Source organism: Dryocola mayonis (assembly GCF_051307045.1).
Classification (GTDB): domain Bacteria; phylum Pseudomonadota; class Gammaproteobacteria; order Enterobacterales; family Enterobacteriaceae; genus Dryocola.
This window is the reverse complement of the sequence record NZ_CP150452.1, coordinates 996,385-1,022,307: the sequence shown is the minus strand read 5'-3', so window position 1 is coordinate 1,022,307 and position 25,923 is coordinate 996,385. Positions and strand designations below refer to the sequence as shown.

Here is a 25,923-nt window from a genome sequence, read left to right as displayed (position 1 = left end):
CCTGGCGCGGCATTTGTTATCAGGTCGGGCCAGTGCTCGATCGATGTTGATAGCATGTTATAATCAGGCGAATTACGCGCGGGTTACCGCTTTATCGAGGATGTTCTATGAGTCAGGCGCTCAGCAATTTATTGGCATTGCTCAATCTGGAAAAGATTGAAGAAGGTTTGTTTCGTGGCCAGAGCGAAGACTTAGGTTTACGCCAGGTATTCGGAGGCCAGGTGGTCGGCCAGGCGCTGTATGCCGCCAAAGAAACCGTCCCGGCCGAACGCCTGGTGCACTCGTTCCACAGCTATTTTCTGCGCCCGGGCGATAGCCAGAAACCTATCGTCTATGACGTTGAAACGCTGCGCGATGGCAACAGCTTTAGCGCGCGCCGCGTCGCTGCGGTGCAAAACGGCAAACCTATCTTCTATATGACCGCCTCTTTCCAGGCGCCGGAGCCGGGCTTTGAGCATCAAAAATCCATGCCGCAGGCCCCTTCTCCGGAAGGCCTGATGTCAGAAACGGATATCGCGCGTTCGGTCGAAAAATTCCTCCCGCCGCAGGTAAAAGAGAAATTCCTTTGCGAGAAGCCGCTGGAGATTCGCCCGGTAGAGTTTCATAACCCGCTTAAAGGCCATCAGGCGGAGCCGACCCGCCAGGTATGGCTGCGCGCCAACGGCAAAATGCCGGACGACCTGCGGGTGCACCAGTATCTGCTGGGCTACGCTTCAGATTTCAACTTCCTGCCCACCGCCCTTCAGCCGCACGGCATCGGTTTCCTGGAGCCAGGCATGCAGGTGGCGACTATCGATCATTCCATGTGGTTCCACCGCCCGTTCGACATGAACGAATGGCTGCTCTACAGCGTTGAGAGCACGTCAGCCTCAAGCGCTCGCGGCTTTGTTCGCGGTGAGTTTTATACCCAGGACGGGGTGCTGGTGGCTTCAACGGTGCAGGAAGGCGTAATGCGTAAGCGGGGATAACAGATCTTTAACCTCTCCCGGAAGGGAGAGGTTAAGGGGAAATCTTTAAGCGTTGTAAGCGTTCTCGCCATGGCTGTTCACGTCCAGACCTTCGCGCTCCTGCTCTTCCGGTACGCGCAGGGCCCACGGTCAGGTCGGCGATTTTAAAGCCGATGAAGGCCACCACGCCGGACCAGACGATAGTCACGCCGATACTTTCCAGCTGAACCAGAACCTGATGGCCCATCGTCACGCCTTCCGCGTAGCCAACGCCGCCCAGTGAACTGGCGGCAAAGATGCCGGTCAGAATGCAGCCCACGATGCCGCAAACGCCGTGCACGCCGAACACGTCGCAGGGATCGTCGACGCGCAGCCATTTTTTCAGCAGCGTCACGCCCCACAGCCCTGCCAGACCCGCCGCCACGCCGACGATCAGCGCGCCGCCGACGCCAACGTAACCACAGGCCGGAGTGATGCCTACCAGACCCGCGATAGCACCGGAACAGGCGCCCAGCAGAGAAGGTTTGCCGCGCAGCGTCCACTCGCCAAAGATCCAACCGAGAACCGCGGCGGCCGTTGCGACCACCGTGTTCACAAAGGCCAGAGCGGCGATTTCGTTAGCGGAGCTTGCGGAACCCGCGTTAAAGCCGAACCAGCCAAAGTACAGAATTGCTGTGCCCATAAAGACCATCGGCAGGTTGTGCGGTTTGAACGCCTCTTTGCCGTAGCCTACGCGCTTGCCTACCAGGTAAGCGCCCACGAGGCCTGCAACGGCGGCGTTAATGTGCACAACGGTGCCGCCCGCGAAGTCCATCGCGCCGTGCGTTCCCAGCAGGCCACCGCCCCATACCATGTGCGCAATAGGCACGTAGGACAGCGTCAGCCAGACCAGCACGAAAATCAGCACCGCGGAGAATTTAATACGTTCGGCAAGCGCGCCCACGATAAGCCCTACGGTAATGCAGGCGAAAGAGCCCTGGAAGGCGACGTGAATATACTGATAGAAAGAGCCCATCAGCGCGGTCAGCTGAATATTCTTGAGCATTACCCAATCGAAGTTACCGAAGAAGCTTCCGCCCGTGCCAAAGGCCAGCGTATAGCCGTAAACCACCCACAGCACGCAGACCAGCGAGAAGGTCACCGCAATCTGCGTCAGCATGGAAAGCACGTTTTTGGAGCGGATCAGGCCGCCGTAGAACAGCGCCAGGCCGGGAATGGTCATAAACAGCACCAGAGCGGTGCAAATCATCATAAAGGCGTTGTCGGCTTTATCGGCAACGGCCGGGGCGGCCAGCGCCAGTGATGGCGCAAGCGCCAGGGCTAAGGCGCCTGTTACAGAGGCTAATTTCTTCATTTTTTCTGTCCCTTTCACGATTGGGGAGGCATTTACAGCGCAGCTTCGTCGGCTTCGCCGGTACGAATACGGATGACGCGCTGCAGTTCGGCAACGAAAATTTTGCCGTCACCAATTTTGCCGGTGTAGGCCGCTTTGCTAATGACATCAATCACTTCGTCAAGCTGGTCATCGGCAATGGCGACATCGATTTTTACTTTTGGCAGGAAGTTGACGCTGTATTCCGCACCGCGGTACAACTCTGCGTGACCCTTCTGGCGACCAAAGCCTTTTACTTCGGTCACGGTCAGCCCCTGAATGCCGATAGAAGAAAGTGCTTCACGCACGTCTTCGAGTTTGAACGGTTTGATTACCACGGTAACCAGCTTCATAAATTCCCCTCCAGTAAGCCAATGGGCGATTGCACAGCTTCACGATGGAGATAAAGCAAGCCCCGTGCCAGGAATGAAAATCAGCTTTTTTCAGCGCGTTAATCAGCGCGGTTGCGGGTTCTTCGGGCGGGAAAAAATGTGGCCGGGATTAAGATTGTTCCTGGAAAGGGAAAACGCACCATGCTGGTGCGCGCAATGTTTCAAAATTGCACCAGGGAGGATCTCCTTTGGCGATATGCTTGTTTATTGCCTGATGCTGGTGCATCAGGCAATAAGCGATTCCTCGCGCGTGGCGGCCGCCAGCTCTTCACCGGCCAGCTGTAGCTGATACATCTGCCAGTAGCGTCCTTCGCAAGCCAGCAGCTCGCTGTGCGTGCCGCGCTCAACCGCCTGGCCGCGATGCAGCACCAGAATGGTGTCCGCGTCGGTGATGGTCGATAAACGGTGGGCTATCACCACAAGCGTGGTGTGCTCGCGAATCGCCGCCAGCGCCTGTTGAATAGCCTGTTCGGTGCCGGAGTCGATATTGGCGGTAGCCTCATCGAGAATAAGAATTTGCGGCGCGTCCACCAGCACGCGCGCCAGCGCCAGCAGCTGTTTTTGCCCTACGGACAAATTGTTGCCCTGCTCGCCCAGGCGGGTATGAATACCGTCAGCCATGGTGCGCGCGAGATCCGCCAGCTGCACCGTTTCCAGCGCCCGCCATACGGCCTCTTCGCTGATTTCACGCCCTAAGGTGACGTTAGCAAAGAACGAATCCGCCAGAACCACGGGATCTTGCTGCACCATCGCCACGCCGCGGCGCAGGGTGTTATGGCTGAGCGTCGCTAACGGACGGCCGTCAAGGCGGATTTCCCCGCCGGTAAGCGGGTAATAGCCCATCAGCAGGTTAGCCAGCGTGCTTTTGCCGCTGCCTGTGTGCCCCACAAGCGCGACAAAGCTGCGCGACGGCACCTGCAGGTTAATGTCCTGCAGCACCAGGCGGTCGCCACGGTAGGCAAAAGAAACGTTGTCTACGGCAATTTCGCCGCTTGCCAGCGGACGAGTATCGCTGCCGTAGCCCTGGCGCTTACCGTCCATCAGCTCAAACACGCGTTCGCCGGCCACCACCGCCTGCTGCAGCATTGACTGCTGGGTGGTCAGTTCGATAAGCGGCTCGTTGAGCCGGCCAAGGTAGTTGATAAAGGCATACAGCACGCCCACCTCAATGGTGCCTACCGCGGTGAAGCCGAACAGCATCAGCAGCCCGCAAAGCACCAGCGCAGAGAACAGGCTGAGCAAGGGCCGCAGCAAAAAGCCGTCCAGCCGCAGGGTTTGCATACGCGCCAGATAGTGCGAGCGGCTCGCCGCCCCCATGCGTTCGCCAAACCGCGCCTGCTGGCGGAACTGCTGGATAACGCTCATGCCGTTGATGACTTCGTTAAAGCCGTCGTTAATATCCGCCAGATAGCCGCGCACCCGGCGCACGATCGGCGTGCTGTAGCGCTGGTAAATCACCATCACGATAAGCACCGCCGGGAAGATGGTGACGGCGACCAGCGCCATGCGCCAGTCAAGGCTGAACATCGCCACCAGCATCGCGCCGATCAGCGCGGCGCTGCGCAAAACGGTTGCGACGACGGTCACGTAAAGATCGCGAATCACCTCCGTGTCGTTGGTGACGCGGGAAATCACCTGCCCCACGGGCTGGGTATCGAAGGCGCTCAGCGGCTGGCGAAGCGCCGCGTCCATCACGTCGGTACGTAGCTTTTGCACCACGCCGACGGCCGCCTGGTTGAACAGCAGCGCCTGCCAGTAATGCAGGCCCGCGGCCGTCACGGAAAGCAGCAGGTAGGCGGCGGCAAGCCCGGCCACCAGCGCTATCGGCAGGCGGTTTTGCGACACCATGTTATCGATGAAATAGCTTACCAGCACCGGGCCGGTCACTTCCGCCGCCGCCGCAATCCACAGCATGACCACGGCCCCGGCAAGCGGCCTGCGCCACGGCGAACCGTAGGCCAGCAGGCGTTTTATCGTCGGCCACTGCTTTTGCAGCTTACGCATTGGCTTGCTCCTCTTCGGCCGCTTCCGGCGCATCGTCCAGCGCGGCTTCCAGCTGCTGGTAGCGATACATATCGCGATACCAGCCCGGCTGGGAAACCAGCGCCTCATGGCTGCCGCGCTGGGCCACGTGCCCGTGCTGCATCACCAGAATTTCGCTCGCTTCGGTCAGCGCCGACAGGCGGTGCGCGCTAATAATGACCGTACGGTTTTCACCCCACTGGCGCAGGTTATGGAGAATTTGATGTTCGGTGCGCCCGTCTACCGCCGAAAGCGCGTCATCAAGAATAAGGATTTCCGCATCCAGCAAAAGCGCGCGGGCGATGGAGATACGCTGTTTCTGCCCGCCGGAGAGCATCACCCCGCGCTCCCCTACTTCCGTTTCGTAGCCCTGCGGCAGCCGCAAAATATCTTCATGCACGCTGGCAAGACGGGCGACGTGTTCAATCTCCCCCCGCGTGGCGTTTGGCTTACCCAGCGCGATATTGTTCGCCACGGTATCGGAGAACAGGAACGGCGTCTGGTTTACGACCGCAAGGCGGCTGCGCCAGGCGTCGAGCTGCATCTGCGCCAGCGGGATATTGTGGAAGCGGATGTCGCCCTGGTCGATATCAAAATGGCGCTGCAGCAGGGATAAAATAGTGCTTTTCCCGGCGCCGGTCGGGCCGCACAGCCCGAGCATGCCGCCGGGCTCAAGGATAAAAGAGACGTTTTCAAGCGTCGGCTGCGCCGTGTGTGGATAGTGGAACGCGCGGATGTTCGCCTGCACGATGCCGCGGCCTTCCGGCGCGACTTTATCGCCGTCGATAACCGAAGGCGCCTCTTCCAGCATGCTGCGGATGCGGCTGTAGGCGGCGCTGCCGCGCTCAACGATGTTGAACATCCACGCCAGCGCCAGCATCGGCCAAATCATCAGGCCGAGGTACATCACAAAGCTGGTAAGCTGCCCGAGCGTTAAGGTGCCCTGCATGACCATCCAGCTCCCGCCGCCTACCGCCAGCAGGTTTGCCGTGCCTATGGCGATATAAATCGTGGGGTCGAAACGGGCGTCCACCCGCGCCACGCGCATATTCTTCGCCCCGGCGTCCTGCGCTTCGGAGGCGAACAGCGCCGACTGACGATCCTCAAGGCCAAAAGCTTTGATCATGCGGATGCTGGTTAAGCTTTCCTGGGTGCGGTCGTTAAGCGTGGAAAACGCGGCCTGGGCAAGTTTAAAACGCTGGTGCAGCTGGTCACCGTAGCGTTTGATCACCAGCGCCATCACCGGCATAGGCAGCAGGGCCAGCAGCGTCAGCTGCCAGCTGATTTGGGTCGACATGACGATCAGCACCGCGCAGCCCATCACCAGCGAGTCCACAAGCGTCAGTACGCCTTCCCCCGCCGCGAAGACGACGCGATCTACGTCGTTGGTGGCGCGCGCCATCAGGTCGCCGGTTCGATGGCGAAGATAGAATTCGGGATGCTGGCGGCTTAGCTGGCGGTAGTAATCTTCCCGTAGCTCAACGGCAAGCTGGTAGGATGCGCCGAACAGCAGAATGCGCCAGACGTAGCGCAGGGCATAAACCACCACGGCAATCGCGATCATCACGCCAAGCCACATCAGCACCTCTTGCCCGCCAAGACGCTGCCTGGTGACGCCGTCCACAATCACGCCGACCAGCTTTGGCGGCACGAGCTGCAGGATAGCAATGATGATAAGCAGGGCCACCGCCCCGAGATAGCGTCGCCATTCCCGGGTAAAGTACCAGCTTAGTTGAGCAAATAATCGCACGCGGTTGTTCCTGATTTGCAGTCTGCCGACGAGGGCTTAAAAGAAATACCGAAAGCGCTAAAACGAGGGTTGTTAAGCGCTTATCGGCAAAGCTGTCGTGTATTTTATCTGTTCCATGGCGAAACTCGAAGTCACATCGGTTAAACCAGGAATGCCGTTGACCAGCCGCTTGTAAAAATCATCGTAACGCTTCATGTCCGCGACCTGCACCCGCATCAGGTAGTCGTACTCCCCCGCCATGCGCCAGAACCCCAGCACCTCGGGCATATCTTCGACTACGCAGACAAATTTGCAGTACCACTCGCTGCTGTGCTGCTGGGTTTTTATCAGCACAAAAGCCGTGAGGCCCAGGCCAAGCTTTTCGGGATCCAGCAGGGCGACTTTCGCCCGTACGACGCCGTCGTCTTCGAGCTTTTTCAGGCGCTTCCAGCAGGGCGTGGTGGTCAGATTAACGGCATCCGCCAGCGCCTGCAAAGAGAGGGTGCAGTCTTCCTGCAGCAGGGAGAGCAGCTTATGGTCAATTTTATCTAGCATACCGGCCTTATGGAGAAAGATTTTCTCTAATGAAAGCCTCAACAAGGCTAAATGGCAACTTTTTTATCCCTCTTTTGCTTTACGCTAAGCACAAATAGACAAACGGATCCTGACCATGACCAGCACCTGGGTAAACCACGCCATCAGCGAAATCAACGCCGATTATCAACGTTCGGCAGACACGCATTTAATCCGCCTCGCCCTGCCCGGCTTTCCCGGCGTACAGCTCTATCTGAAGGACGAAAGCACTCATCCTACGGGCAGCCTGAAGCACCGCCTGGCCCGCTCGCTGTTTCTCTACGGTTTATGCAACGGCTGGATAAAAGAAGGCACCACGATTATCGAAGCCTCATCCGGTTCGACCGCCGTCTCTGAGGCCTATTTTGCCCGCCTGCTGGGATTGCCCTTTATTGCCGTTATGCCCTCGCGCACCGCGAAGCGCAAGGTTGAGCAAATCGAGTTTTACGGCGGCCGCTGTCATTTCGTCGAGAGCGCCTGCGAAATCTACGCGGCTTCTGAAATGCTGGCGCGCGAGTTAAACGGTCACTATATGGATCAGTTCACCTACGCCGAACGCGCCACCGACTGGCGAGGTAATAACAATATCGCCGACAGTATTTTCCGCCAGATGGCCCATGAGCCGCATCCGGTGCCGGACTATATCGTGATGAGCGCCGGTACGGGCGGCACCTCCGCGACGATTGGCCGCTACCTGCGCTACCAGGGGCATCCGACAAAGCTGCTGGTGGTCGATCCGCAAAACTCCGTATTCCTCGACTACTGGCACCTGCGCGATTGCGGACTGAGCAGTAAAGCGGGCAGCAAAATTGAAGGCATCGGGCGTCCGCGCTGCGAGCCGTCTTTTATCCCGGACGTCATTGATGAAATGATGCGGGTACCGGACGCCGCAAGCGTCGCCACCATGCAATGGCTGGAGTCGGTGCTGGGGCGTAAGGTGGGCGCATCAACCGGGACAAACATGTGGGGGGCGCTGCAGATGGCAGCGCGTATGCGTACGGAAGGCCGCACGGGTTCGATAGTGACGCTGCTTTGCGATAGCGGCGAGCGCTATCTTGAAACCTATTACAACGCGGATTGGGTGCAGGCGAATATCGGTGATTTGCAGCCGTGGCGGGCGGAAATCCAGGCCCTGCTTAAATAAAAAAGAGGCCGGACTTAACGCCCGGCCTGCTGAAAATGCCTTGTCATTCGGGGGAATAAGTAAGGTTTGGTGTATCCAGCCAATGGGTTAAATAATGTGAAACCGCCTGCCTGCTGCAATGACCGATAACCGTCAGATGGGGTAATTCCGCTTTCAGCTGGGCCATCGCGTTGCCCATAATCAAACCGTGACCGACCAGCGAGAGCATTTCACGGTCGTTCATCGCGTCGCCAAAGGCCATGCAATCCTTCATCGTCAGGCCGAGGTGCTGGCTCAGGATGCCCAGCGCCGAGCCTTTGTTACATCCTACCGGCAGCACTTCCAGGCAATCTACCGCCGAGAAGCACAGGAATGCGCTGTCGCCCAGCGCTTCGCTAAGCTGGATCTTCAGCCCGGCGAGATCCTGGTGATCGCCGCAGAAACAGATTTTCGTCACTTCGTTTTTCGGCAGGCTTTTCAGATCCGTCAGCCGGTATTTAAAGCCGCTATAGACGTGGGCGTGAAGCAGCTCGGGAATGTCGTGCTGCGTCAGCCAGCCGGAGTCGTTGAACACGTGCATGCTGGCCTGGGTGTCCCACTGGCCGAGGATAACGGCTTCCGCGGCCGCCGGAGCGAGATCCTGCCGATGCAGCAGTTCCCCTTCCATACTGTGAATGCGCGTTCCGTTGCCGGTAATCAGGAAGGCTTCGAGATCCAGCGTTCCTAAAACGTGGCGCATTTCCAGCACGTGACGCCCGGTCGCAAAAGCAAGGGTGATTTGACGCTCTTCCCGCAGGCGTTTAAGCGTGCGCAGGGTTTCCTCACCAAGATAATGGTTGGGCAACAGCAGCGTGCCATCCATATCAAATGCAGCCAGACGCGCCATGAAAACTCCCGGTAGTGACCTCACAAATATGACCTGCAGTATTGCCTGGCATATACGGAACTAATAGTGAATACTTCTAAAAAATTGTTCCGGGTTTAAGTATGCGCTTATTAAATCGGCTTAATCAGTATCAGCGGCTGTGGCAGCCCTCCGCAGGCGAACCCGTGCAGGCAACGGTGGCGGAGCTTGCGGCGCGTTGCTTTTGCAGCGAACGCCATGTGCGTACTTTGTTAAACCAGCTGCAGGACGCCGGCTGGTTAACCTGGCGGGCGCGTTCGGGACGAGGCAAGCGCGGCGAGCTGACTTTTTTAGTTACGCCGGACAGCGTGCGCTCGGGCATGATGGAAGAGGTATTGCACAAGGGCCAGCATCAGAACGCGCTGGAGCTGGCGCAAATCGCCCCCGAGCAGCTTCGCCATCTGCTGCAGCCGTTTCTTGGCGGACAGTGGCAAAACGATACCCCCACCCTGCGCATTCCCTACTATCGTCCGCTGGAGCCGTTACGGCCGGGTTTCCTGCCGGGACGGGCCCGAACAGCATCTTGCCGGGCAGGTTTTTTCCGGCCTGACGCGCTTTGCGACCAACAGCTCGCTGCCGCAGCCCGACCTTGCTCATCACTGGCAGGTTGCTGATGACGGCCTGAGCTGGCATTTCTTTATCCGCTCAACGCTGCACTGGCATAACGGCGAGGCGGTAGAAACCGCCCAGCTGCAGCGGCGCCTGCTGATGCTGCTGGCGCTTCCCGCCATGCGTCGCCTGTTTGTCAGCGTGAAAGCCATCGAGCAGCCTCACGCCCAATGCCTGCGTTTTGTCCTGCACCATCCGGATTACTGGCTGCCCTGGCGCCTGGCGAGCTACTGCAGCCGCCTTGCCCATCCGGAAGATACGCAGCTCGGCTGCGGAGCTTTCCGCATCGCAAGCTTTAAAGAAAACCTGGTGCGTATTGAAAGCCATGAAAGCTACCATCTCAATCACCCGCTGCTAAAAGCCGTGGAGTACTGGATAACCCCCCAGCTTTTCGACACGGCGCTGGGCACCAGCTGCCGGCATCCGGTGCAAATCGCCATCGGCCAGCAGGATGAGCTGGTTCATCTGCGCCCGGTGCGAAACAGCATCAGCCTGGGCTTCTGCTACCTGGCTATTAAACAGAATGGCAAACTGACGCCCGGGCAGGCCCGAACGCTGATGCAAATCGTGCGCAGCCATGAGGTGATCGGCACGCTGCCGGTAGAAGAGTCGCTAATCACGCCCAGTACGGAAATGATCCCCGGCTGGACGATGCCGCAATGGGAGCGCCAGCCCGCGGTAAAACTGCCCCGGCGGCTGACGCTGATTTATCATCTGCCGGTGGAGCTCCACGCCATGGCTCAGCAGCTAAAGCGCTATCTGGCGACGCTCGGCTGTGAACTCACGCTGATATTCCATGACGCAAAAACCTGGGCTGGCTGCGAGGCGCTGGCCGGGGCGGATATCGTGATGGGCGACAGGCTGATCGGCGAGGCGCCCGAGTATACGCTCGAGCAGTGGCTGCGCAGCGACGTTCTCTGGTCACATGTGCTGACCGGCGGCCAGTATGCCCATTTGCAGGCCACGCTTGACGCCGTGCAGATCCATCCTGACGATGCCGATCGCTATGCCGGTTTACGGGCGGTGTTCAGCACGCTGATGGACGACGCCATCATCACGCCGCTGTTTAACTACCGCTACCAAATCAGCGCCCCGCCCGGGGTTAACGGCATCGAGCTTAACACCTGGGGCTGGTTCGATTTTACCCAGGCCTGGCTGCCGCCGCCGTCAATGACGTGAAGAAGCTGGGCAGCCGCGCACGGGGGCGTTACCATATCTGCGTAAAATTACTTTTGGCTTACAGGATTACTCATGAAACGTGCGGTCGTCGTCTTCAGTGGCGGGCAAGATTCCACCACCTGCCTGATTCAGGCTTTAGAGCAGTATGATGAAGTTCACTGTGTGACGTTTGATTATGGCCAACGCCATCGCGCTGAAATTGACGTGGCGCGTGAGCTGGCGCTGAAACTGGGTGCCCGCGCCCATAAAGTGCTGGATGTCACCGTGCTTAACGAACTGGCCGTCAGCAGCCTGACCCGCGACAGCATTCCGGTGCCGGATTACAACCCTCAGGAAAACGGCATTCCAAGCACTTTCGTACCGGGCCGTAACATCCTGTTCCTGACCCTCACGGCTATTTATGCTTATCAGGTGGAAGCCGAGGCGGTGATTACCGGCGTGTGCGAAACTGACTTCTCAGGCTATCCGGATTGCCGCGACGAGTTCGTTAAAGCGCTAAACCACGCGGTAAGCCTGGGCATGGCCCGCGATATCCGCTTTGAAACGCCGCTGATGTGGCTTGATAAAGCGCAAACCTGGGCGCTGGCCGACTACTGGCAGCGGCTTGAGCTGGTGCGCACGCAAACCCTGACCTGCTACAACGGCATTCAGGGCGACGGCTGCGGCGAATGCGCCGCCTGCAACCTGCGCGCTAAGGGCCTGAACCACTACCTGGCCGACAAGCCGGGGGTAATGGCCGCAATGAAGCAGAAAACCGGGCTTAAATAAGTCCTGTTCAGGGCGTGCGGCCTGCCACGCCCTGGGTTTTAACCCATCATTTGCTCCAGCTTCTCGCGCAGTTCGCCCTCAATGGGCACGGATTTCTGCGTCTTCAGATCTATACAAACAAAGGTCAGCAGGGCGTCGGCCACCGCCTGTCCTTCCGGCTCAAGCGTAATCACCTGGCTTAACACGCCGCTTTTGCCGCTTAACTGCTGCAGGCTGCTGGTGATGCGCAGCACGTCGCCAAGCACCGCGGGACGCCGGTAGCTGATATTAATGTTCACCACGATAAAAGCGATGTTGTGCTCCGTCATCCACTGAAAGCCGGTGGTCTTCTCCAGCCCTTCCCAGCGGGCTTCTTCAAGAAATTCCAGGTAGCGGGCGTTATTCACATGCTGGTAGACGTCCATGTGATAGCCGCGAACTTTGATTTGAGTCTGCATAGCGCGATGACCTTTTAATTTTAATTAGCAGGTAAGATGAACAGGTCGCGCCAACTGGTACGACCTGTTCTTTAGCGTAGCAAAAGTTTCTGACTACGCGAGTCGATACGCACTATCTGTCAAAGTTTGAGATGGGCGCGGTTACGCTCCACCAGCGCAATGCCGATTCCCGGCACCTCCTGCAGCTGATCCAGCTCCTTAAACGGCCCGTACTCTTCGCGATAGCTTACGATGGCCTGGGCTTTTTTAAGCCCCACGCCGTTAATGGCCCGGGCCAGGTCTTCAGCGCTTGCCGTATTGATACTCACTACGCCGTCGCCGGCGTCCGTCGTTTTTGCGTCGCCGGCTTTAAGCTCAGAGGCTTTAACCACGCCCTTGCCAGCGGCAGGCTGGACAGCCTCGTTTTTCGCGGGGGCCGGAGCCGCATGGGCCGATGAAAAAGCGCCTGCACCGATAAGCGCCAGGGCAAGATAAAAAGATTTTATTCCTGACTTCATGCTGTTTCCTCCATGTGTTTAGCAGCAACGCCACCTTAGCGGGAGGAAAAAACCTGAACAATCGTCGATATCAAAATGTGGAAAAGGCCGCGAAAGCGGCCTTTAGTTGTTGCATCAGCTTGCAACGAAATGCGGGTAAAGCTGAAGATTACTGCTGCTGGTCGACAACGTCGCCCATTTTAATCTTCGCTTCTTTGCGCAGATTGGTCATCAGCGCTTCAAAGGCGATCTGGGCGTTGTTCTGGGTTATCCCCTGCACCATCGCTTTTTTCTGTTCCGCAGGCATGGTGCCGGCTTTCACTTCATCCAACGCCAACAGCACCACGTTGCCCTGCATGTCGTTAGCCACGCCGTAAGCCGGCTTATCTTTAGCCGGTAACGGCAGCGTGAAGGCGGCCTGGCTTATCGGATCCTGCCCGGTACGGGACAGCGTTTTGGCCGCGCCGAAGCTTAGCCCTGCGGCCTGCATCGCGGCGTCGCCTTTACCCTGTTTCAGCTCGTTAAGCAGCTTGTCGGCATCCATCTTCGCCTGCTGTTCGGCTTTCTGATGCTTCACCTGAGCGATAACCTGCTCGCGCACCTCAGACAGAGGCTTAACGGCTTCCGCTTTGTGCTCAGTGACGCGCAGAACGAACGCCCGGTCGCCGTCGACGGTGATGATGTCAGAGTTGCTTCCCGGCGTGCCGTTTTCACCCACCAGGCCGCCGTTAAAGATAGCGTCGGCAACAGGTTTAAAGTTCAGCTCGGCCGGCAGGCTGTCGTGGCTGAACCAGCCGGTTTCCACGGCCTTAACGCCTGCCACCTGCTCGGCGCCGGCCAGAGATTCGTTGTCGTTGCTCGCCGCGTCGCTTACTTTCTGCTGCAGCGCGTAGTAAGCATCAACCGCCTTCTCCTGCTTCACCTTATCGGCAATCGCGTCATGGACTTCAGACAGCGGCCTGGTTTGCGCAGGCTGGACATCATCCAGGCGAACCACCAGGAAGCCCACGGAAGATTTGATCACCTTTGACAGCTGGCCCTTTGTCTTTCAGACCGGCGTTTTTCAGCTCATCAGGCGTTGTGGCCGGCTCAAGCCAGCCCATATCGCCGCCGTTACGGGCGGAAATGATGTCGGCTGATTTCTCTTTCGCCAGCGCCGCGAAGTCGCCGCCTTTGTTAAGCGCGTCCAGCACGGCCTTCGCTTCCGCTTCCGTTTTGGTCTGAATCACGCTGTAGCGGTTACGCTGCGGCTGGGTGAACTCATCCTGATGCTGGTCGTACCAGGACTGCACCTCAGCGTCGGTCACGGTTTGCGGCATGGAGGCGGCATCCAGCTTGATGTAGCTGACTTTGAACTGCTCAGGCGCGATATAGCCGTTCTTATTCTGCTCGTAGCTGCTGTTGATTTCCTGCTCGGAAACCTCCTGCTTCGCGGCCAGCGCGTTCACATCAATGGTTGCCTCACGCACCAGACGTTGCTGGGCCACCAGCGCGGCCAGCTCATCGGTTTCGCCGGTCAGCATAAAGTCCGTGCCTACAACGGCGCTGATGAGCTGCTGGGTCGTCAGCTGGTTACGCAGCGCCTGCGCGTACTGGTCCGCCGTCATGCCCATGTTGCTGATGATGGCGTTGTAACGGGCGTTGTCGAATTTGCCGTTATTCTGGAAAGCAGGCTCTTTAAAAATAGCCTGTTTGATTTGTTCATCGCTGATGCCCAGACCGAGGTGTCTGGCATACTGGTCCATCAGGGCCTCATCGATCATACGAGACAGCACCTGCTGACGCATCTGCTTCATGTAGCCTTCGCTGGAAGCAAGCGCTGAGAACTGTTCACCTAATTGCTGTTGCTGGCGATTACGTTCGCTGGCTACCGCATTTTCGAACTGCCCACGACCAATCTCCTGGCCATTCACTTTTGCGGCGTAATTGGCGCTGCCGCCAATCAGGTAGTTACCCACGCCAGTCAAAATGAATGACACGATAATCAAACCCAGAATGATCTTGAGCACGACGTGGTTTGCCGCCGCGCGTAAATTGTCCATCATGGTGTAACAACACTCCGCTGTAGTGTAATTGGTAAACCCTGCGCAGTCGTCATGGCATCCTTGCGAACGCTGTCACTCCGCCACTGCGCGCAAGAGGGTATTGTGACAAGAAACCCGTCTCAAATCATCAGGGATACGGAAAATTAGGACGCCAAAAACAAAAAAGGCACATCTGATGATGCGCCCCTGACAAAGCTTTACGGTTTATATCAATAAACTGGTCGAAAACTCAGTTAACCGCGTCTTTCAGCGCTTTACCCGCACGGAAACCCGGGACTTTCGCTGCGGCGATGGTGATCTCTTTACCCGTTTGAGGGTTACGGCCTGTACGGGCAGCACGCTCTTTAACAGCAAAAGTACCAAAGCCTACCAGCGCTACGTCTTCCCCTGACTGCAGAGATTCAGTAACAGAAGCGATAACAGCATCTAACGCACGTCCAGCCGCAGCTTTAGAAATATCAGCACCTGCGGCAATTTTGTCTATCAGTTGAGATTTATTCACTCTTCTCTTCCTCTCGTTATTATTTATATCGTACCCGTATCCTTCAAAGTACGACCGCGCAGAAGTTATATCAGGCCTGTCATGACCGCACAACACCCGTTGTTGGTGACCTACCCAACCGCTGTCTAACTTAGCGATACAAAAAAAAGCTGGCAAGTGACAATTCACCTACCAGCTCTGCTTTTATTGACTGTATTTGCGTCAGGTCACTATTTTGCGGTTACAACCTGCATTCCGTACGGTTCATTCTGCAATGCAAGGGCCAGAACTTCCTCAATGCGCTTCACAGGATGAATGTCCAGATCGGCAATCACGTTGTCCGGAATCTCTTCCAGATCGCGTTTATTGTCGTCCGGAATCAGCACGGTTTTAATGCCGCCGCGGTGAGCCGCCAGCAGTTTTTCTTTCAGACCGCCGATCGGCAGAACCTGGCCACGCAGCGTAATTTCGCCGGTCATGGCTACGTCCGCACGCACCGGGTTGCCTGTCAGACAGGAAACAAGCGCGGTACACATCGCGATACCCGCGCTCGGGCCGTCTTTCGGCGTTGCGCCTTCCGGAACGTGAACGTGAATATCACGTTTTTCGTAGAAGTCGCCGTTGATGCCCAGCTTTTCAGCGCGGGCGCGGACCACGGTCAGCGCAGCCTGGATAGACTCCTGCATAACCTCACCTAAGGAACCGGTGTAGGTCAGCTTGCCTTTACCCGGCACGCACGCGGTTTCAATAGTCAGCAGATCGCCGCCGACCTCCGTCCACGCCAGGCCGGTTACCTGGCCTACGCGGTTTTCGCTGTCCGCGCGGGCCGTAATCAAAGCGCTGCACCCCAAGGAAATCCTTCAGGTTATCGCCGTTGATGGTGATGTGCTTAAGCGTCTTGTCCAGCAGCAGCTGTTTCACCGCTTTACGGCACAGTTTGGAGATTTCACGCTCCAGGCTACGCACGCCGGCTTCGCGGGTGTAGTAACGGATAATGCCGCTAATGGCGCTATCTTCTACCGTCAGCTCGTCTTTTTTCAGCGCGTTTCGCTCAATTTGCTTCGGCAGCAGGTGCTGTTTGGCGATGTTCAGCTTTTCGTCTTCGGTGTAGCCGGACAGACGAATAACCTCCATACGGTCCAGCAGCGGAGCCGGAATGTTCATTGAGTTAGAGGTCGCGACAAACATCACGTCGCTGAGATCGTAATCCACTTCCAGATAGTGGTCGTTGAACGCCACGTTCTGTTCCGGATCTAATACTTCCAGCAGGGCAGACGCCGGATCGCCACGCATGTCCGAAGACATTTTGTCGATTTCATCGAGCAGGAACAGCGGGTTTTTAACGCCCACTTTCGCCATTTTCTGAATCAGCTTGCCCGGCATCGAACCAATATAGGTACGACGGTGGCCGCGGATTTCAGCTTCGTCGCGTACGCCGCCCAGCGCCATACGGATATATTTACGCCCGGTCGCTCTGGCGATGGACTGGCCGAGGGAGGTTTTACCGACCCCTGGAGGCCCTACCAGGCACAGGATTGGCCCTTTAAGCTTGTTAACGCGGCTTTGCACGGCGAGGTATTCCAGAATGCGATCTTTCACGCGTTCCAGGCCGTAGTGGTCGGTATCCAGAACTTCCTGAGCCTGACGCAGGTCTTTTTTCACCTTGCTGCGCGCGTTCCACGGCACCTGCACCATCCAGTCGATATAGCCGCGCACCACGGTGGCTTCCGCGGACATCGGCGACATCATTTTCAGCTTTTGCAGTTCCGCTTCGGTTTTTTCGCGTGCCTCTTTTGGCATTTTCGCCGCGTCGATTTTGCGTTTCAGCGCTTCGTTTTCGTCCGGCGCGTCGTCCATTTCGCCCAGCTCTTTCTGAATCGCTTTCATTTGCTCATTCAGATAGTACTCGCGCTGGCTCTTTTCCATCTGCTTTTTAACGCGGTTGCGAATGCGTTTTTCAACCTGCAGCAGATCGATTTCGGACTCCATCATCGCCATCAGGTATTCAAGACGTTCGTTAATATCGGACATCTCAAGCACTGACTGTTTATCCGTTAATTTCAACGGCATATGCGCGGCGATAGTGTCTGCCAGACGTGCAGGATCGTCGATGCTGTTAAGGGACGTCAGCACTTCCGGCGGGATTTTTTTGTTCAGCTTGATGTAGCCTTCAAACTGATTAATGGCCGTGCGTACCAGGACTTCCTGCTCGCGCTCTTCGATAACCGGCGAGTCGAGGTATTCAGCCTGGGCTGCGAAATGGTCGCCATTGTCAGACAGGGTGGTGATGCGCGCGCGCTGTAAACCTTCCACCAGCACTTTTACCGTGCCGTCCGGCAGTTTCAGCATCTGCAAAATGGATGCAACGGTACCCACCGAAAACAGGTCATTGACACCCGGCTCATCCGTTGAGGCCTCTTTTTGCGCCACCAACATGATTTTTTTATCGTGGTCCATGGCCGCTTCCAGGCAGCGAATGGATTTTTCACGCCCGACAAACAGTGGAATAACCATGTGCGGATAAACCACCACATCGCGCAATGGCAATACGGGGATTTCAATGCGTTCAGAACGCTCAGGATTCATAGAGCTCTCTCTTAGTTTAATTTCCGCCAGGTGATGGGGCGATGCCTCCGCTCTCATGGCATCACCAGCAAGTAAGTCAGTATATGGGGATGTTTCCCGAGCATTCAATGCCGGAAATGCAGGAAAAATAAAAGGGGGATAAAAATCCCCCTTTTTCAACTAACTGACTGGTTATTTTGGCGAATTATTCACCGGATGCCTGCTGCGCTTCCGGCTTGCCGTAAATTAACAGCGGCTTGGTCTGGCCGTCGATGACCGCCTCATCGATAACCACTTTTTCGACGTCTTCCATAGAAGGCAGGTCGTACATGGTATCGAGCAGCGCGCCTTCAACGATGGAACGCAGGCCACGAGCGCCGGTTTTACGCGCCATCGCTTTCCTGGCGATAGCATCCAGCGCCTCGTCGCGGAACTCCAGCTCCACGCCTTCCAGATTGAACAGCGCCTGGTACTGCTTGGTCAGGGCGTTCTTCGGCTCTCTGAGGATCTGGATCAGGGCCTCTTCGCTCAGTTCGCTCAGCGTTGCGACGACCGGCAGACGACCGATGAACTCAGGGATCAGACCGAACTTGATCAGATCTTCTGGTTCGACCTGGCCCAGCAGCTGGCCTTCGCTTGCTTTTTCAGACTTGCCTTTTACCGTTGCGCCAAAGCCGATGCCCGAACCGGTTTCAACACGGTTGGCGATCACTTTGTCGAGGCCGGCAAACGCGCCGCCGCAGATAAACAGAATCTTGGAGGTATCAACCTGCAGGAATTCCTGCTGCGGGTGCTTGCGTCCGCCCTGCGGCGGAACCGCAGCCACGGTGCCTTCAATCAGTTTCAGCAACGCCTGCTGCACGCCTTCACCGGAAACATCACGGGTGATGGACGGGTTGTCGGATTTGCGGGAGATTTTGTCAATCTCATCGATATAGACGATCCCGCGCTGCGCTTTTTGCACGTCGTAGTCGCACTTCTGCAGCAGTTTCTGGATGATGTTTTCCACATCTTCACCCACATAGCCCGCTTCGGTAAGCGTGGTGGCGTCTGCCATGGTGAAGGGAACGTCCAGCAGACGCGCCAGCGTTTCGGCGAGCAGGGTTTTCCCGCTACCGGTCGGCCCGATCAGCAAAATGTTGCTTTTGCCCAGTTCGATACCGTTGGTGCTGTCGCCGTTGCGCAGGCGTTTGTAGTGGTTATAAACCGCCACGGCGAGGACTTTTTTCGCCTGTTCCTGGCCTATGACGTAGTCATCCAGGTGATGACGGATTTCGTGCGGCGTCGGCAGCGCGCTACGCTCGCGGTGCGGAGCCACTTCTTTGATCTCTTCGCGAATGATGTCGTTACACAAGTCGACACACTCATCGCAGATATACACTGACGGCCCGGCAATCAGTTTGCGCACTTCATGCTGGCTTTTGCCGCAAAAAGAGCAGTACAGAAGTTTGCCTGAACCGTCTTTGCGCTTATCTGTCATAAAGTCAAAACCTCTTTTCTGTTTCTTTGCACCGTTTGGAACGACGCAAGTGCCATTATTGCGGCACAGCCAATCGTATGCGCTCAGCGGGCCACTACTTTTACTATAGTATACGGCCCGCTGTTTTCGGGCATTAGTTACGGTGAGTCAGGATCGAGTCAACTAAGCCATACTCTACCGCCTCGTGGGCGGCGAGGAAACGGTCACGCTCGGTGTCTCTCTCTATTTCTTCAAGAGATTTGCCGGTGTGTTGCGCCATAAGTTCATTCATACGGGCTTTAACTTTCAGTATTTCGCGGGCATGAATTTCGATGTCCGTCGCCTGTCCCTGATAGCCGCCCAGCGGTTGGTGAATCATCACCCGCGAGTTAGGCAGGCAGAAACGCTTACCCTTCGCCCCGGCTGTCAGCAGGAAAGCGCCCATAGAACAAGCCTGTCCCATACAGATAGTGCTGACGTCCGGTTTAATAAATTGCATGGTGTCGTAGATCGACATACCTGCCGTAATTACGCCACCCGGTGAGTTAATGTAGAGATAGATGTCTTTTTCCGGGTTTTCTGCTTCCAGAAACAGCATCTGCGCCACAATCAGGTTAGCCATATGATCTTCGACCTGTCCGGTCATGAAGATGACACGTTCCTTGAGCAGACGGGAATAAATATCGTATGAACGCTCACCACGTGATGTCTGTTCAACCACCATCGGCACCAGGGCCCATATGGGGTGCTAATTGATCTCGTTCGCCACTGTATGACATTTCCGTCTCCTGGAGTAATTAAGCCTTCTAACCTACTGCACTGATTCTACTTGAGACGCGAAAAGAAGACTATGCTCCTTGCGCCCGTTGCCTGTAATGGACGGATTATCAGTCAGAGTCATTTTTGCAGCCATGCCTAAGTTTATGGGGATGGCTTCACCCTGTTTCAAGCATAACAACCTTTTCTTGTTACGCTAACCCTGAAAGTTCGCATAATTCGTCGCATATGATCTGCACCAGATAAAAAAAGCCCGCCACCTGTGGGTGACGGGCTTGATGCAGCAAAATTCCGGCGATGATGCCAAAAATTATGCTTACGCTTGCTGGTTCATCAGCTCGCTAAAGGAAGTCGCAACTTCTGAAACTTTCGCTTTGGCCAGCACCGCTTCAACAGCCTGTTCTTCCAGGGCAACATTGCGCATGTTGTCCATCAGCTCTTTGTTTTTGCTGTAGAACTCGATAACTTCTTTCGGATCTTCGTAGGCGGAAGCCATTTCTTCAATCAGAGCGTTAACGCGCGCTTCGTCAGCTTTAAGTTCGTGGGTACGAATCACTTCGCCCAGCAGCAGGCCGACCACTACGCGGCGTTTAGCTTGTTCTTCGAACAGCTCGCGCGGCAGTTCCAGAGCCTGTTGCTCGTTACCGCCGAAACGCTGAGCGGCCTGGCGACGCAGAACGTCGATTTCGCCGTCGATCAGCGCAGCCGGCACGTCGATGTTGTTGGCGTTAACCAGACCGTCGATTGCCTGAGACTTGATGCGGTTACGCACGGCGCCTTTGAGCTCGCGATCCATATTCTTACGCACTTCGGTACGCAGGCCCTGCTACGGAACCATCTTCCACGCCGAAACGCTTGATGAATTCTTCGGTGAATTCCGGCAGCTCGCGCTCTTCAACTTTCTTCAGAACGATGTCGAACTTCGCCGCTTTACCTTTCAGGTTTTCAGCGTGGTAATCTTCCGGGAAGGTCACTTCGATAGTGAACTCTTCGCCAGCTTTGTGGCCCACAACGCCGTCTTCAAAGCCCGGGATCATACGGCCCTGGCCCATTGCCAGTACGAAGTCAGACGCTTTGCCGCCTTCGAAGACTTCGCCGTCTACAGAGCCGGTGAAATCGATGGTTACGCGGTCTTCAGCGGTAGCTGCGGCGTCGGTTTCTTTCCAGGTCGCCTGCTGCTTGCGCAGCGTGTCCAGCATGGTGTCAACGTCTTCGTCAGTCACTTCAACAACCGGTTTTGCAACTTCGATTGCTTCCAGACCCTGCAGCTCAACTTCCGGGTACACTTCGAACTCTACGGAGTAGGTGAAGTCTTCGCCCAGTTTGTACTCGCCCGGCACGTAGTTAGGCGCGCCTGCTGGATTGATTTTTTCTTTGATGATCGCATCAATGAAGTTGCGGCTCATCAGCTCGCCCAGCACGTCCTGGCGAACGGATGCGCCATAACGTTGAGCGACAACGGTCATCGGTACTTTACCCTTGCGGAAGCCGTCAATACGGACTTTCTTTGCCACGTTGACCAGCTCGCTTTTTACAGCGTTTTCGATGCTGTCTGCAGCGATAGTAATCGTGAGACGGCGGCCAAGGCCCTGAGTGGTTTCAACTGAAACTTGCATCTTGTTACCTCAAAAAATCACAGTGCTCGGTCAACTCTGGAAGCCCTCAATATTGCTTCACAGAACCGGGATGCCCTCTGTATCAGAATCACATTCCCTGTCGTCAGAATCGTCCCGAAGACATTCCGAAAAATAAGACGCAGCATTATAGCGGCATCACCAGGGTGAGTCGAGAACGGCGACGTAACGTCGCTGCGGCCTTTTTCACACTTTGTTGGAATTTATTGCCTTATCCCTGCAAAACAGCCGGGTATTGAGGGCAAAATAAAACGGCCCGCAGGCCGTTTTGTAAAACACAGTTAACGAAGAGCAACATAAAGGAAAAGCTCCCTTAGTTGCAAACCCGAAAGTGGATTTTCAGGCGATGGAACCCGCTCCACGGCACGGTGGGGAGGCGAAAATAGTATCCTGCAGCCCCTCCCACTCTTTAATGGTGTAGGTATGCAAGGCCAGCGCGTGAACGGTACTCGCAAGCTCTTCGCTTAAGGTTCCGTAAATCAGGCGGTGGCGATTCAAAAAACGTTCGCCGGCAAAACGATCGCTGACTAAGACAACTTTAAAATGACTTTCAGAACCAGCCGGGACATTGTGACGATAGCTCTCATCCACGACTTCCAGGAACACGGGTTCGAACGCTGCCCTTAATTTTGTTTCTATTTGCTCGCGTATCATCATGAACTTTCTCCTCAACAACGCAGAGATGCCACTCATCCCTTTAAATGTTAGCCGCTTTTAACCGTTTTAATAACGTAATTCCAACAATTATTTAGCTTTCGTCTGATTTGCTTTGCCAACCCCCTGTAGCTTAATACTATTAAGGCACTATTCGGGATCTTCCACTGGGCAACCGCAGTGTTATGATGACGTGTTTTTTTCTGCCCGTCCCTTTGAGTACATTGAGATAGCGAACATGTTAAAAAAATTATTCTTCCCGCTGGTCGCCATTTTTATGCTGGCCAGCTGTGCAACACCACCGACCACCATTGAAGTGTCCCCGACCATCAACCTGCCGCAGCAGGATCCAGGCCTGATGGGCGTGACCGTCAGCATCAACGGCGCCGATCAACGCACCGATCAGGCGCTGGCTAAAGTGACCCGCGACAACCAGCTGGTTACCCTGACGCCGTCCCGCGACCTGCGTTTCCTGCTGCAGGAAGTGCTGGAGAAACAGATGACCGCCCGCGGCTATATGATTGGCCCAAGCAGCCCGGTTGCCTTGCAGATCGTAGTTAACCAGCTGTATGCGGACGTCTCCCAGGGCAACGTGCGTTACAACATTGCCACCAAAGCGGATATCTCGATTATCGCCACCGCGCAGAACGGCAATAAGATGACCAAGAACTACCGTTCCAGCTACAACGTGGAAGGCGCGTTCCAGGCCACCAACCAGAATATCGCCAACGCGGTTAACTCCGTGCTGACCGATACCATTGCGGATATGGCCCAGGACACCAGCGTTCACGACTTTATCAAAGCGAACGCCCGTTAATTTTTCCTCCGTCGGCCCGCGTCACGCGGGCTGATAGTCAGAGCAAAGCATGGCCAATCAGTATTTACGTATCTTTCAGCAGCCGAAGTCAGCCATTCTTCTGATCCTTGGTTTTGCCTCCGGGCTTCCCCTCGCATTAACTTCCGGCACTCTGCAAGCCTGGATGACGGTCGAAAATATCGATCTGAAAACCATCGGCTTTTTCTCCCTCGTCGGCCAGGCCTACGTCTTTAAGTTCCTCTGGTCGCCGGTGATGGACAGATACACGCCGCCGCTGCTGGGGCGCCGCCGGGGCTGGCTGCTGATTACGCAAATTCTGCTGTTGGTTTCCATTGCCGCCATGGGCTTTCTGGAGCCGGGCACGCAGCTTCGCTGGATGGCGGCGCTGGCGGTCGTTATCGCCTTTTGTTCCGCATCCCAGGACATCGTGTTCGACGCCTGGAAAACGGACGTGCTTTCAGCCGAAGAACGCGGCGCGGGCGCGGCGATCAGCGTGCTTGGCTATCGTCTGGCAATGCTGGTTTCCGGCGGGCTGGCGCTGTGGCTTGCCGACCGTTACCTCGGCTGGCAGGCGACCTACTGGCTGATGGCTGCGTTGCTGATCCCCTGTATCATCGCCACCCTTCTCGCCCCGGAGCCGACCGATGCGATTCCCGTTCCGCGCAGCCTTGAGCAGGCGGTAGTCGCCCCGCTACGCGACTTTTTTGGGCGCAATAACGCGTGGCTGATTCTGCTGCTGATCGTGATGTATAAGCTCGGCGACGCCTTCGCCATGAGCCTCACTACCACCTTCCTGATTCGTGGCGTCGGCTTCGACGCAGGCGAAGTGGGCGTGGTCAATAAAACGCTTGGGCTCTTCGCCACCATCCTCGGCGCGCTTTACGGCGGGGTGCTCATGCAGCGGCTGACGCTGTTCCGGGCGCTGCTGATTTTCGGCATTTTGCAGGGCGTCTCCAATGCGGGTTACTGGATCCTTTCCATCACCGATAAGCATATGTTCAGCATGGCGGCGGCGGTTTTCTTTGAAAACCTCTGCGGCGGGATGGGCACGGCGGCTTTTGTCGCCTTGTTAATGACCCTGTGCAATAAGTCTTTTTCGGCCACGCAGTTTGCGCTGCTTTCAGCGCTTTCCGCCGTGGGCCGCGTTTACGTCGGGCCTATTGCCGGCTGGTTTGTGGAAGCGCACGGCTGGCCGACCTTCTATCTGTTCTCCGTCTTTGCCGCCGTACCGGGCATTCTCTTGCTTTTAGTATGTAAATCCACGCTGGAATACACCCAGCAAACGGAAAGTTTTATGTCGCGCAGCGAATTTGCTTCGGGCTACCGTTTTGCGCTTCATGCGCTAACCTTAGGCTGCGCGCTCCTCGCCGTGTGGCTGATGATTTTGATTACCAACTCCACGGGCCTGACAAACTGGACGTTTAACCAGCAGATTCTGGAATGGGGAGCCCTGTTTGCCATAGGCGGAGTGGTGTCTGGCGGCCTGCTGGATTACCTGGCGCTTCGCAAAACGGCCCTGCTGTGAGGCGTGGCGAAAAAATAATCGCGGCTTATTTATTTAGCAGGGTGATTATTACGGCTAAATAAACGCCAAAATATATCGTCTACAATTATTCACTCGCAGTAAACACTGTTTTTTAAAATTAGCGCCAGGGCTGCGATCGCGCTTTTTGCCTTTAACGATTCAGCCCGGTGCGAAATTAATTTGGAATTTTTTCGTGTCCCAATTGATGCCGAATTGTTAATTTAGTGTTTATTAAAATGATTGGTTATACCAATTGACCCCGGCAATAACCTGCGGCATAGGTTTTTGTTATAACTCGCTGGAGAAGGCGTCGGATGCCCGATTTTACAGTTTGTTGCATTTCGTGTGACTTTGGCGGCAGAACCCGGTAACACCCTACTGACACTACGCCATTCATGTTTACAGTAATGTAACCTTCCCGTAAAATGCCGGCACACTTTAAACGACAATAGAGCTCCCTGGAATTGAGGTCGTTAAATGAGACTCAGGAAATACAATAAAAGTTTGGGATGGTTGTCATTAATCGCAGGCGCTTTTTTACTTAGTGGCTGTGATTCTGCGCTTCTTGACCCCAAAGGACAGATTGGACTGGAACAACGTTCACTGATACTGACAGCTCTCGGGCTGATGTTGATTGTCGTTATCCCAGCTATCGCGATGGCTATCGGTTTTGCCTGGAAGTATCGGGCTTCAAACAAGGACGCCAAATACAGCCCCAACTGGTCGCACTCCAACAAAGTTGAAGCTGTAGTCTGGACGATTCCCATCCTCATCATCATTTTCCTCGCGGTACTGACCTGGAAAACCACCCACGCCCTTGAGCCGAGCAAACCGCTGGTTCACGACGCGAAACCGGTGACCATCGAAGTTATCGCTATGGACTGGAAATGGTTCTTCATCTATCCGGAGCAGGGTATCGCTACGGTGAATGAAATCGCCTTCCCGGCCAACACCCCGGTGGAATTCAAAATCACCTCTAACTCGGTGATGAACTCCTTCTTCATTCCGCGCCTGGGTAGCCAAATCTACGCAATGGCAGGCATGCAGACCCAACTGCACCTGATTGCCGACGAAGCAGGCACCTACGACGGTATTTCGTCTAACTACAGCGGTAAAGGCTTCTCTGGCATGAAGTTCAAAGCGATTGCGACGCCAGACATGAACACCTTTAACCAATGGGTTGCCAAAGCGAAACAATCTCCGAACGCCATAAACGATATGGGCCACCTACGAGAAGCTGGCAGCGCCTAGCGAATACAACAAAGTCGAGTACTTCTCCGCTGTTAAACCGGATTTGTTTAAAGACGTTATCGACAAATTCATGGGGCACGGGAAGAGCATGGACATGACCCAACCGGAAGGTGAGCAGGCCTCTCATGAAGGTATGGAAGGCATGGACATGAGTCACGCGGAAACCTCTCACTAAGGGGCCGAG

15 protein-coding genes and 7 pseudogenes are annotated in these 25,923 nt (G+C 55.9%); 7 read left to right on the top strand and 15 right to left on the bottom strand.

All coding sequences use genetic code 11. The features are described 5' to 3' along the window. Positions 1–107: 107 nt before the first annotated feature. Complete coding sequence (gene tesB, locus WLO32_RS04930; protein WP_121265372.1) at positions 108–968, top strand: acyl-CoA thioesterase II; 861 nt, start codon at positions 108–110, stop codon at positions 966–968. A 45-nt stretch (positions 969–1,013) separates the two neighbouring features. Here tesB and amtB read toward each other — a convergent pair. From amtB to WLO32_RS04905, 5 genes and pseudogenes are all read right to left on the bottom strand, one after another. Beyond that, a pseudogene (gene amtB / locus WLO32_RS04925) lies at positions 1,014–2,301 on the bottom strand (ammonium transporter AmtB). A 32-nt stretch (positions 2,302–2,333) separates the two neighbouring features. Next, the gene (gene glnK, locus WLO32_RS04920) at positions 2,334–2,672 is read right to left on the bottom strand and encodes a P-II family nitrogen regulator (protein ID WP_002891893.1); all 339 of its coding nucleotides are present in this window, start codon (positions 2,670–2,672) and stop codon (positions 2,334–2,336) included. Between the two features lie 264 nt (positions 2,673–2,936). Continuing rightward, entirely contained in the window at positions 2,937–4,715 is a 1,779-nt protein-coding gene (locus tag WLO32_RS04915) for a SmdB family multidrug efflux ABC transporter permease/ATP-binding protein (RefSeq protein WP_435947386.1), read from the bottom strand. Then, a complete protein-coding gene (locus WLO32_RS04910) occupies positions 4,708–6,483 on the bottom strand; it encodes a SmdA family multidrug ABC transporter permease/ATP-binding protein (RefSeq protein ID WP_435947385.1) in 1,776 nt (591 codons plus the stop codon). Before WLO32_RS04910 ends, WLO32_RS04915 begins: the two co-directional genes overlap by 8 nt. A gap of 72 nt (positions 6,484–6,555) precedes the next feature. Further along, a complete protein-coding gene (locus tag WLO32_RS04905; protein WP_435947384.1) occupies positions 6,556–7,017 on the bottom strand; it encodes an Lrp/AsnC family transcriptional regulator in 462 nt (153 codons plus the stop codon). 115 nt (positions 7,018–7,132) lie between these two features. Here WLO32_RS04905 and WLO32_RS04900 point away from each other — a divergent pair, with 115 nt between their 5' ends. Further along, a complete protein-coding gene (locus WLO32_RS04900; RefSeq protein WP_435947383.1) occupies positions 7,133–8,179 on the top strand; it encodes a PLP-dependent cysteine synthase family protein in 1,047 nt (348 codons plus the stop codon). A gap of 43 nt (positions 8,180–8,222) precedes the next feature. Here WLO32_RS04900 and cof read toward each other — a convergent pair whose 3' ends face one another. After that, positions 8,223–9,044, bottom strand: coding sequence for an HMP-PP phosphatase (gene cof / locus WLO32_RS04895; protein ID WP_435947382.1), 822 nt, complete (start codon positions 9,042–9,044; stop codon positions 8,223–8,225). Between the two features lie 101 nt (positions 9,045–9,145). On the opposite strand from cof, the pseudogene WLO32_RS04890 reads away from it, so the two are divergent. Then, positions 9,146–10,850: pseudogene (locus WLO32_RS04890) on the top strand (SgrR family transcriptional regulator). Between the two features lie 72 nt (positions 10,851–10,922). After that, positions 10,923–11,618 (top strand): 7-cyano-7-deazaguanine synthase QueC, encoded by a 696-nt coding sequence (gene queC / locus WLO32_RS04885; RefSeq protein WP_435947381.1) that lies wholly within the window; start codon positions 10,923–10,925, stop codon positions 11,616–11,618. 38 nt (positions 11,619–11,656) lie between these two features. Here the strand turns inward: queC and WLO32_RS04880 are convergent, their stop codons facing one another. The 9 genes and pseudogenes from WLO32_RS04880 to bolA all read right to left on the bottom strand — a co-directional run bounded on the left by WLO32_RS04880 (position 11,657) and on the right by bolA (position 22,149). Beyond that, complete coding sequence (locus WLO32_RS04880; protein ID WP_435947380.1) at positions 11,657–12,055, bottom strand: YbgC/FadM family acyl-CoA thioesterase; 399 nt, start codon at positions 12,053–12,055, stop codon at positions 11,657–11,659. Positions 12,056–12,174: 119 nt separating this feature from the next. Then, positions 12,175–12,552: a ComEA family DNA-binding protein gene (locus tag WLO32_RS04875; protein WP_435947379.1), complete on the bottom strand. Its 378-nt coding sequence runs from the start codon at positions 12,550–12,552 to the stop codon at positions 12,175–12,177. 148 nt (positions 12,553–12,700) lie between these two features. Then, a pseudogene (gene ppiD / locus WLO32_RS04870) lies at positions 12,701–14,576 on the bottom strand (peptidylprolyl isomerase). Positions 14,577–14,805: 229 nt separating this feature from the next. Continuing rightward, positions 14,806–15,078, bottom strand: coding sequence for a nucleoid-associated protein HU-beta (hupB, locus tag WLO32_RS04865; protein ID WP_008454620.1), 273 nt, complete (start codon positions 15,076–15,078; stop codon positions 14,806–14,808). A gap of 209 nt (positions 15,079–15,287) precedes the next feature. Further along, positions 15,288–17,643 (bottom strand): annotated as a pseudogene (gene lon, locus WLO32_RS04860) (endopeptidase La). A 184-nt stretch (positions 17,644–17,827) separates the two neighbouring features. Further along, entirely contained in the window at positions 17,828–19,102 is a 1,275-nt protein-coding gene (gene clpX / locus WLO32_RS04855) for an ATP-dependent protease ATP-binding subunit ClpX (protein ID WP_435947378.1), read from the bottom strand. 133 nt (positions 19,103–19,235) lie between these two features. Beyond that, positions 19,236–19,860: pseudogene (gene clpP / locus WLO32_RS04850) on the bottom strand (ATP-dependent Clp endopeptidase proteolytic subunit ClpP). Positions 19,861–20,174: 314 nt separating this feature from the next. Next, positions 20,175–21,474, bottom strand: a pseudogene (gene tig, locus WLO32_RS04845) (trigger factor). A gap of 357 nt (positions 21,475–21,831) precedes the next feature. Further along, positions 21,832–22,149, bottom strand: a complete 318-nt coding sequence (bolA, locus tag WLO32_RS04840; protein WP_121265348.1) for a transcriptional regulator BolA — start codon at positions 22,147–22,149, stop codon at positions 21,832–21,834. Positions 22,150–22,384: 235 nt separating this feature from the next. On the opposite strand from bolA, the gene WLO32_RS04835 reads away from it, so the two are divergent. From WLO32_RS04835 to cyoA, 3 genes and pseudogenes are all read left to right on the top strand, one after another. Further along, on the top strand, positions 22,385–22,963 hold the full coding sequence (locus WLO32_RS04835; protein WP_435947377.1) for a lipoprotein: 579 nt from the start codon (positions 22,385–22,387) through the stop codon (positions 22,961–22,963). A gap of 49 nt (positions 22,964–23,012) precedes the next feature. Beyond that, on the top strand, positions 23,013–24,488 hold the full coding sequence (gene ampG / locus WLO32_RS04830) for a muropeptide MFS transporter AmpG (RefSeq protein WP_435947375.1): 1,476 nt from the start codon (positions 23,013–23,015) through the stop codon (positions 24,486–24,488). A gap of 477 nt (positions 24,489–24,965) precedes the next feature. Beyond that, a pseudogene (cyoA, locus tag WLO32_RS04825) lies at positions 24,966–25,914 on the top strand (cytochrome o ubiquinol oxidase subunit II). The last annotated feature ends 9 nt before the right edge of the window (positions 25,915–25,923 follow it).

Coding starts and splice junctions, on each gene's coding strand:
- tesB (WP_121265372.1), top strand. CDS start 108: ATGAGTCAGGCGCTCAGCAATTTATTGGCATTGCTCAATCTGGAAAAG.
- glnK (WP_002891893.1), bottom strand. CDS start 2,672: ATGAAGCTGGTTACCGTGGTAATCAAACCGTTCAAACTCGAAGACGTG.
- WLO32_RS04915 (WP_435947386.1), bottom strand. CDS start 4,715: ATGCGTAAGCTGCAAAAGCAGTGGCCGACGATAAAACGCCTGCTGGCC.
- WLO32_RS04905 (WP_435947384.1), bottom strand. CDS start 7,017: ATGCTAGATAAAATTGACCATAAGCTGCTCTCCCTGCTGCAGGAAGAC.
- WLO32_RS04900 (WP_435947383.1), top strand. CDS start 7,133: ATGACCAGCACCTGGGTAAACCACGCCATCAGCGAAATCAACGCCGAT.
- cof (WP_435947382.1), bottom strand. CDS start 9,044: ATGGCGCGTCTGGCTGCATTTGATATGGATGGCACGCTGCTGTTGCCC.
- queC (WP_435947381.1), top strand. CDS start 10,923: ATGAAACGTGCGGTCGTCGTCTTCAGTGGCGGGCAAGATTCCACCACC.
- WLO32_RS04880 (WP_435947380.1), bottom strand. CDS start 12,055: ATGCAGACTCAAATCAAAGTTCGCGGCTATCACATGGACGTCTACCAG.
- WLO32_RS04875 (WP_435947379.1), bottom strand. CDS start 12,552: ATGAAGTCAGGAATAAAATCTTTTTATCTTGCCCTGGCGCTTATCGGT.
- clpX (WP_435947378.1), bottom strand. CDS start 19,102: ATGACAGATAAGCGCAAAGACGGTTCAGGCAAACTTCTGTACTGCTCT.
- bolA (WP_121265348.1), bottom strand. CDS start 22,149: ATGATGATACGCGAGCAAATAGAAACAAAATTAAGGGCAGCGTTCGAA.
- WLO32_RS04835 (WP_435947377.1), top strand. CDS start 22,385: ATGTTAAAAAAATTATTCTTCCCGCTGGTCGCCATTTTTATGCTGGCC.
- ampG (WP_435947375.1), top strand. CDS start 23,013: ATGGCCAATCAGTATTTACGTATCTTTCAGCAGCCGAAGTCAGCCATT.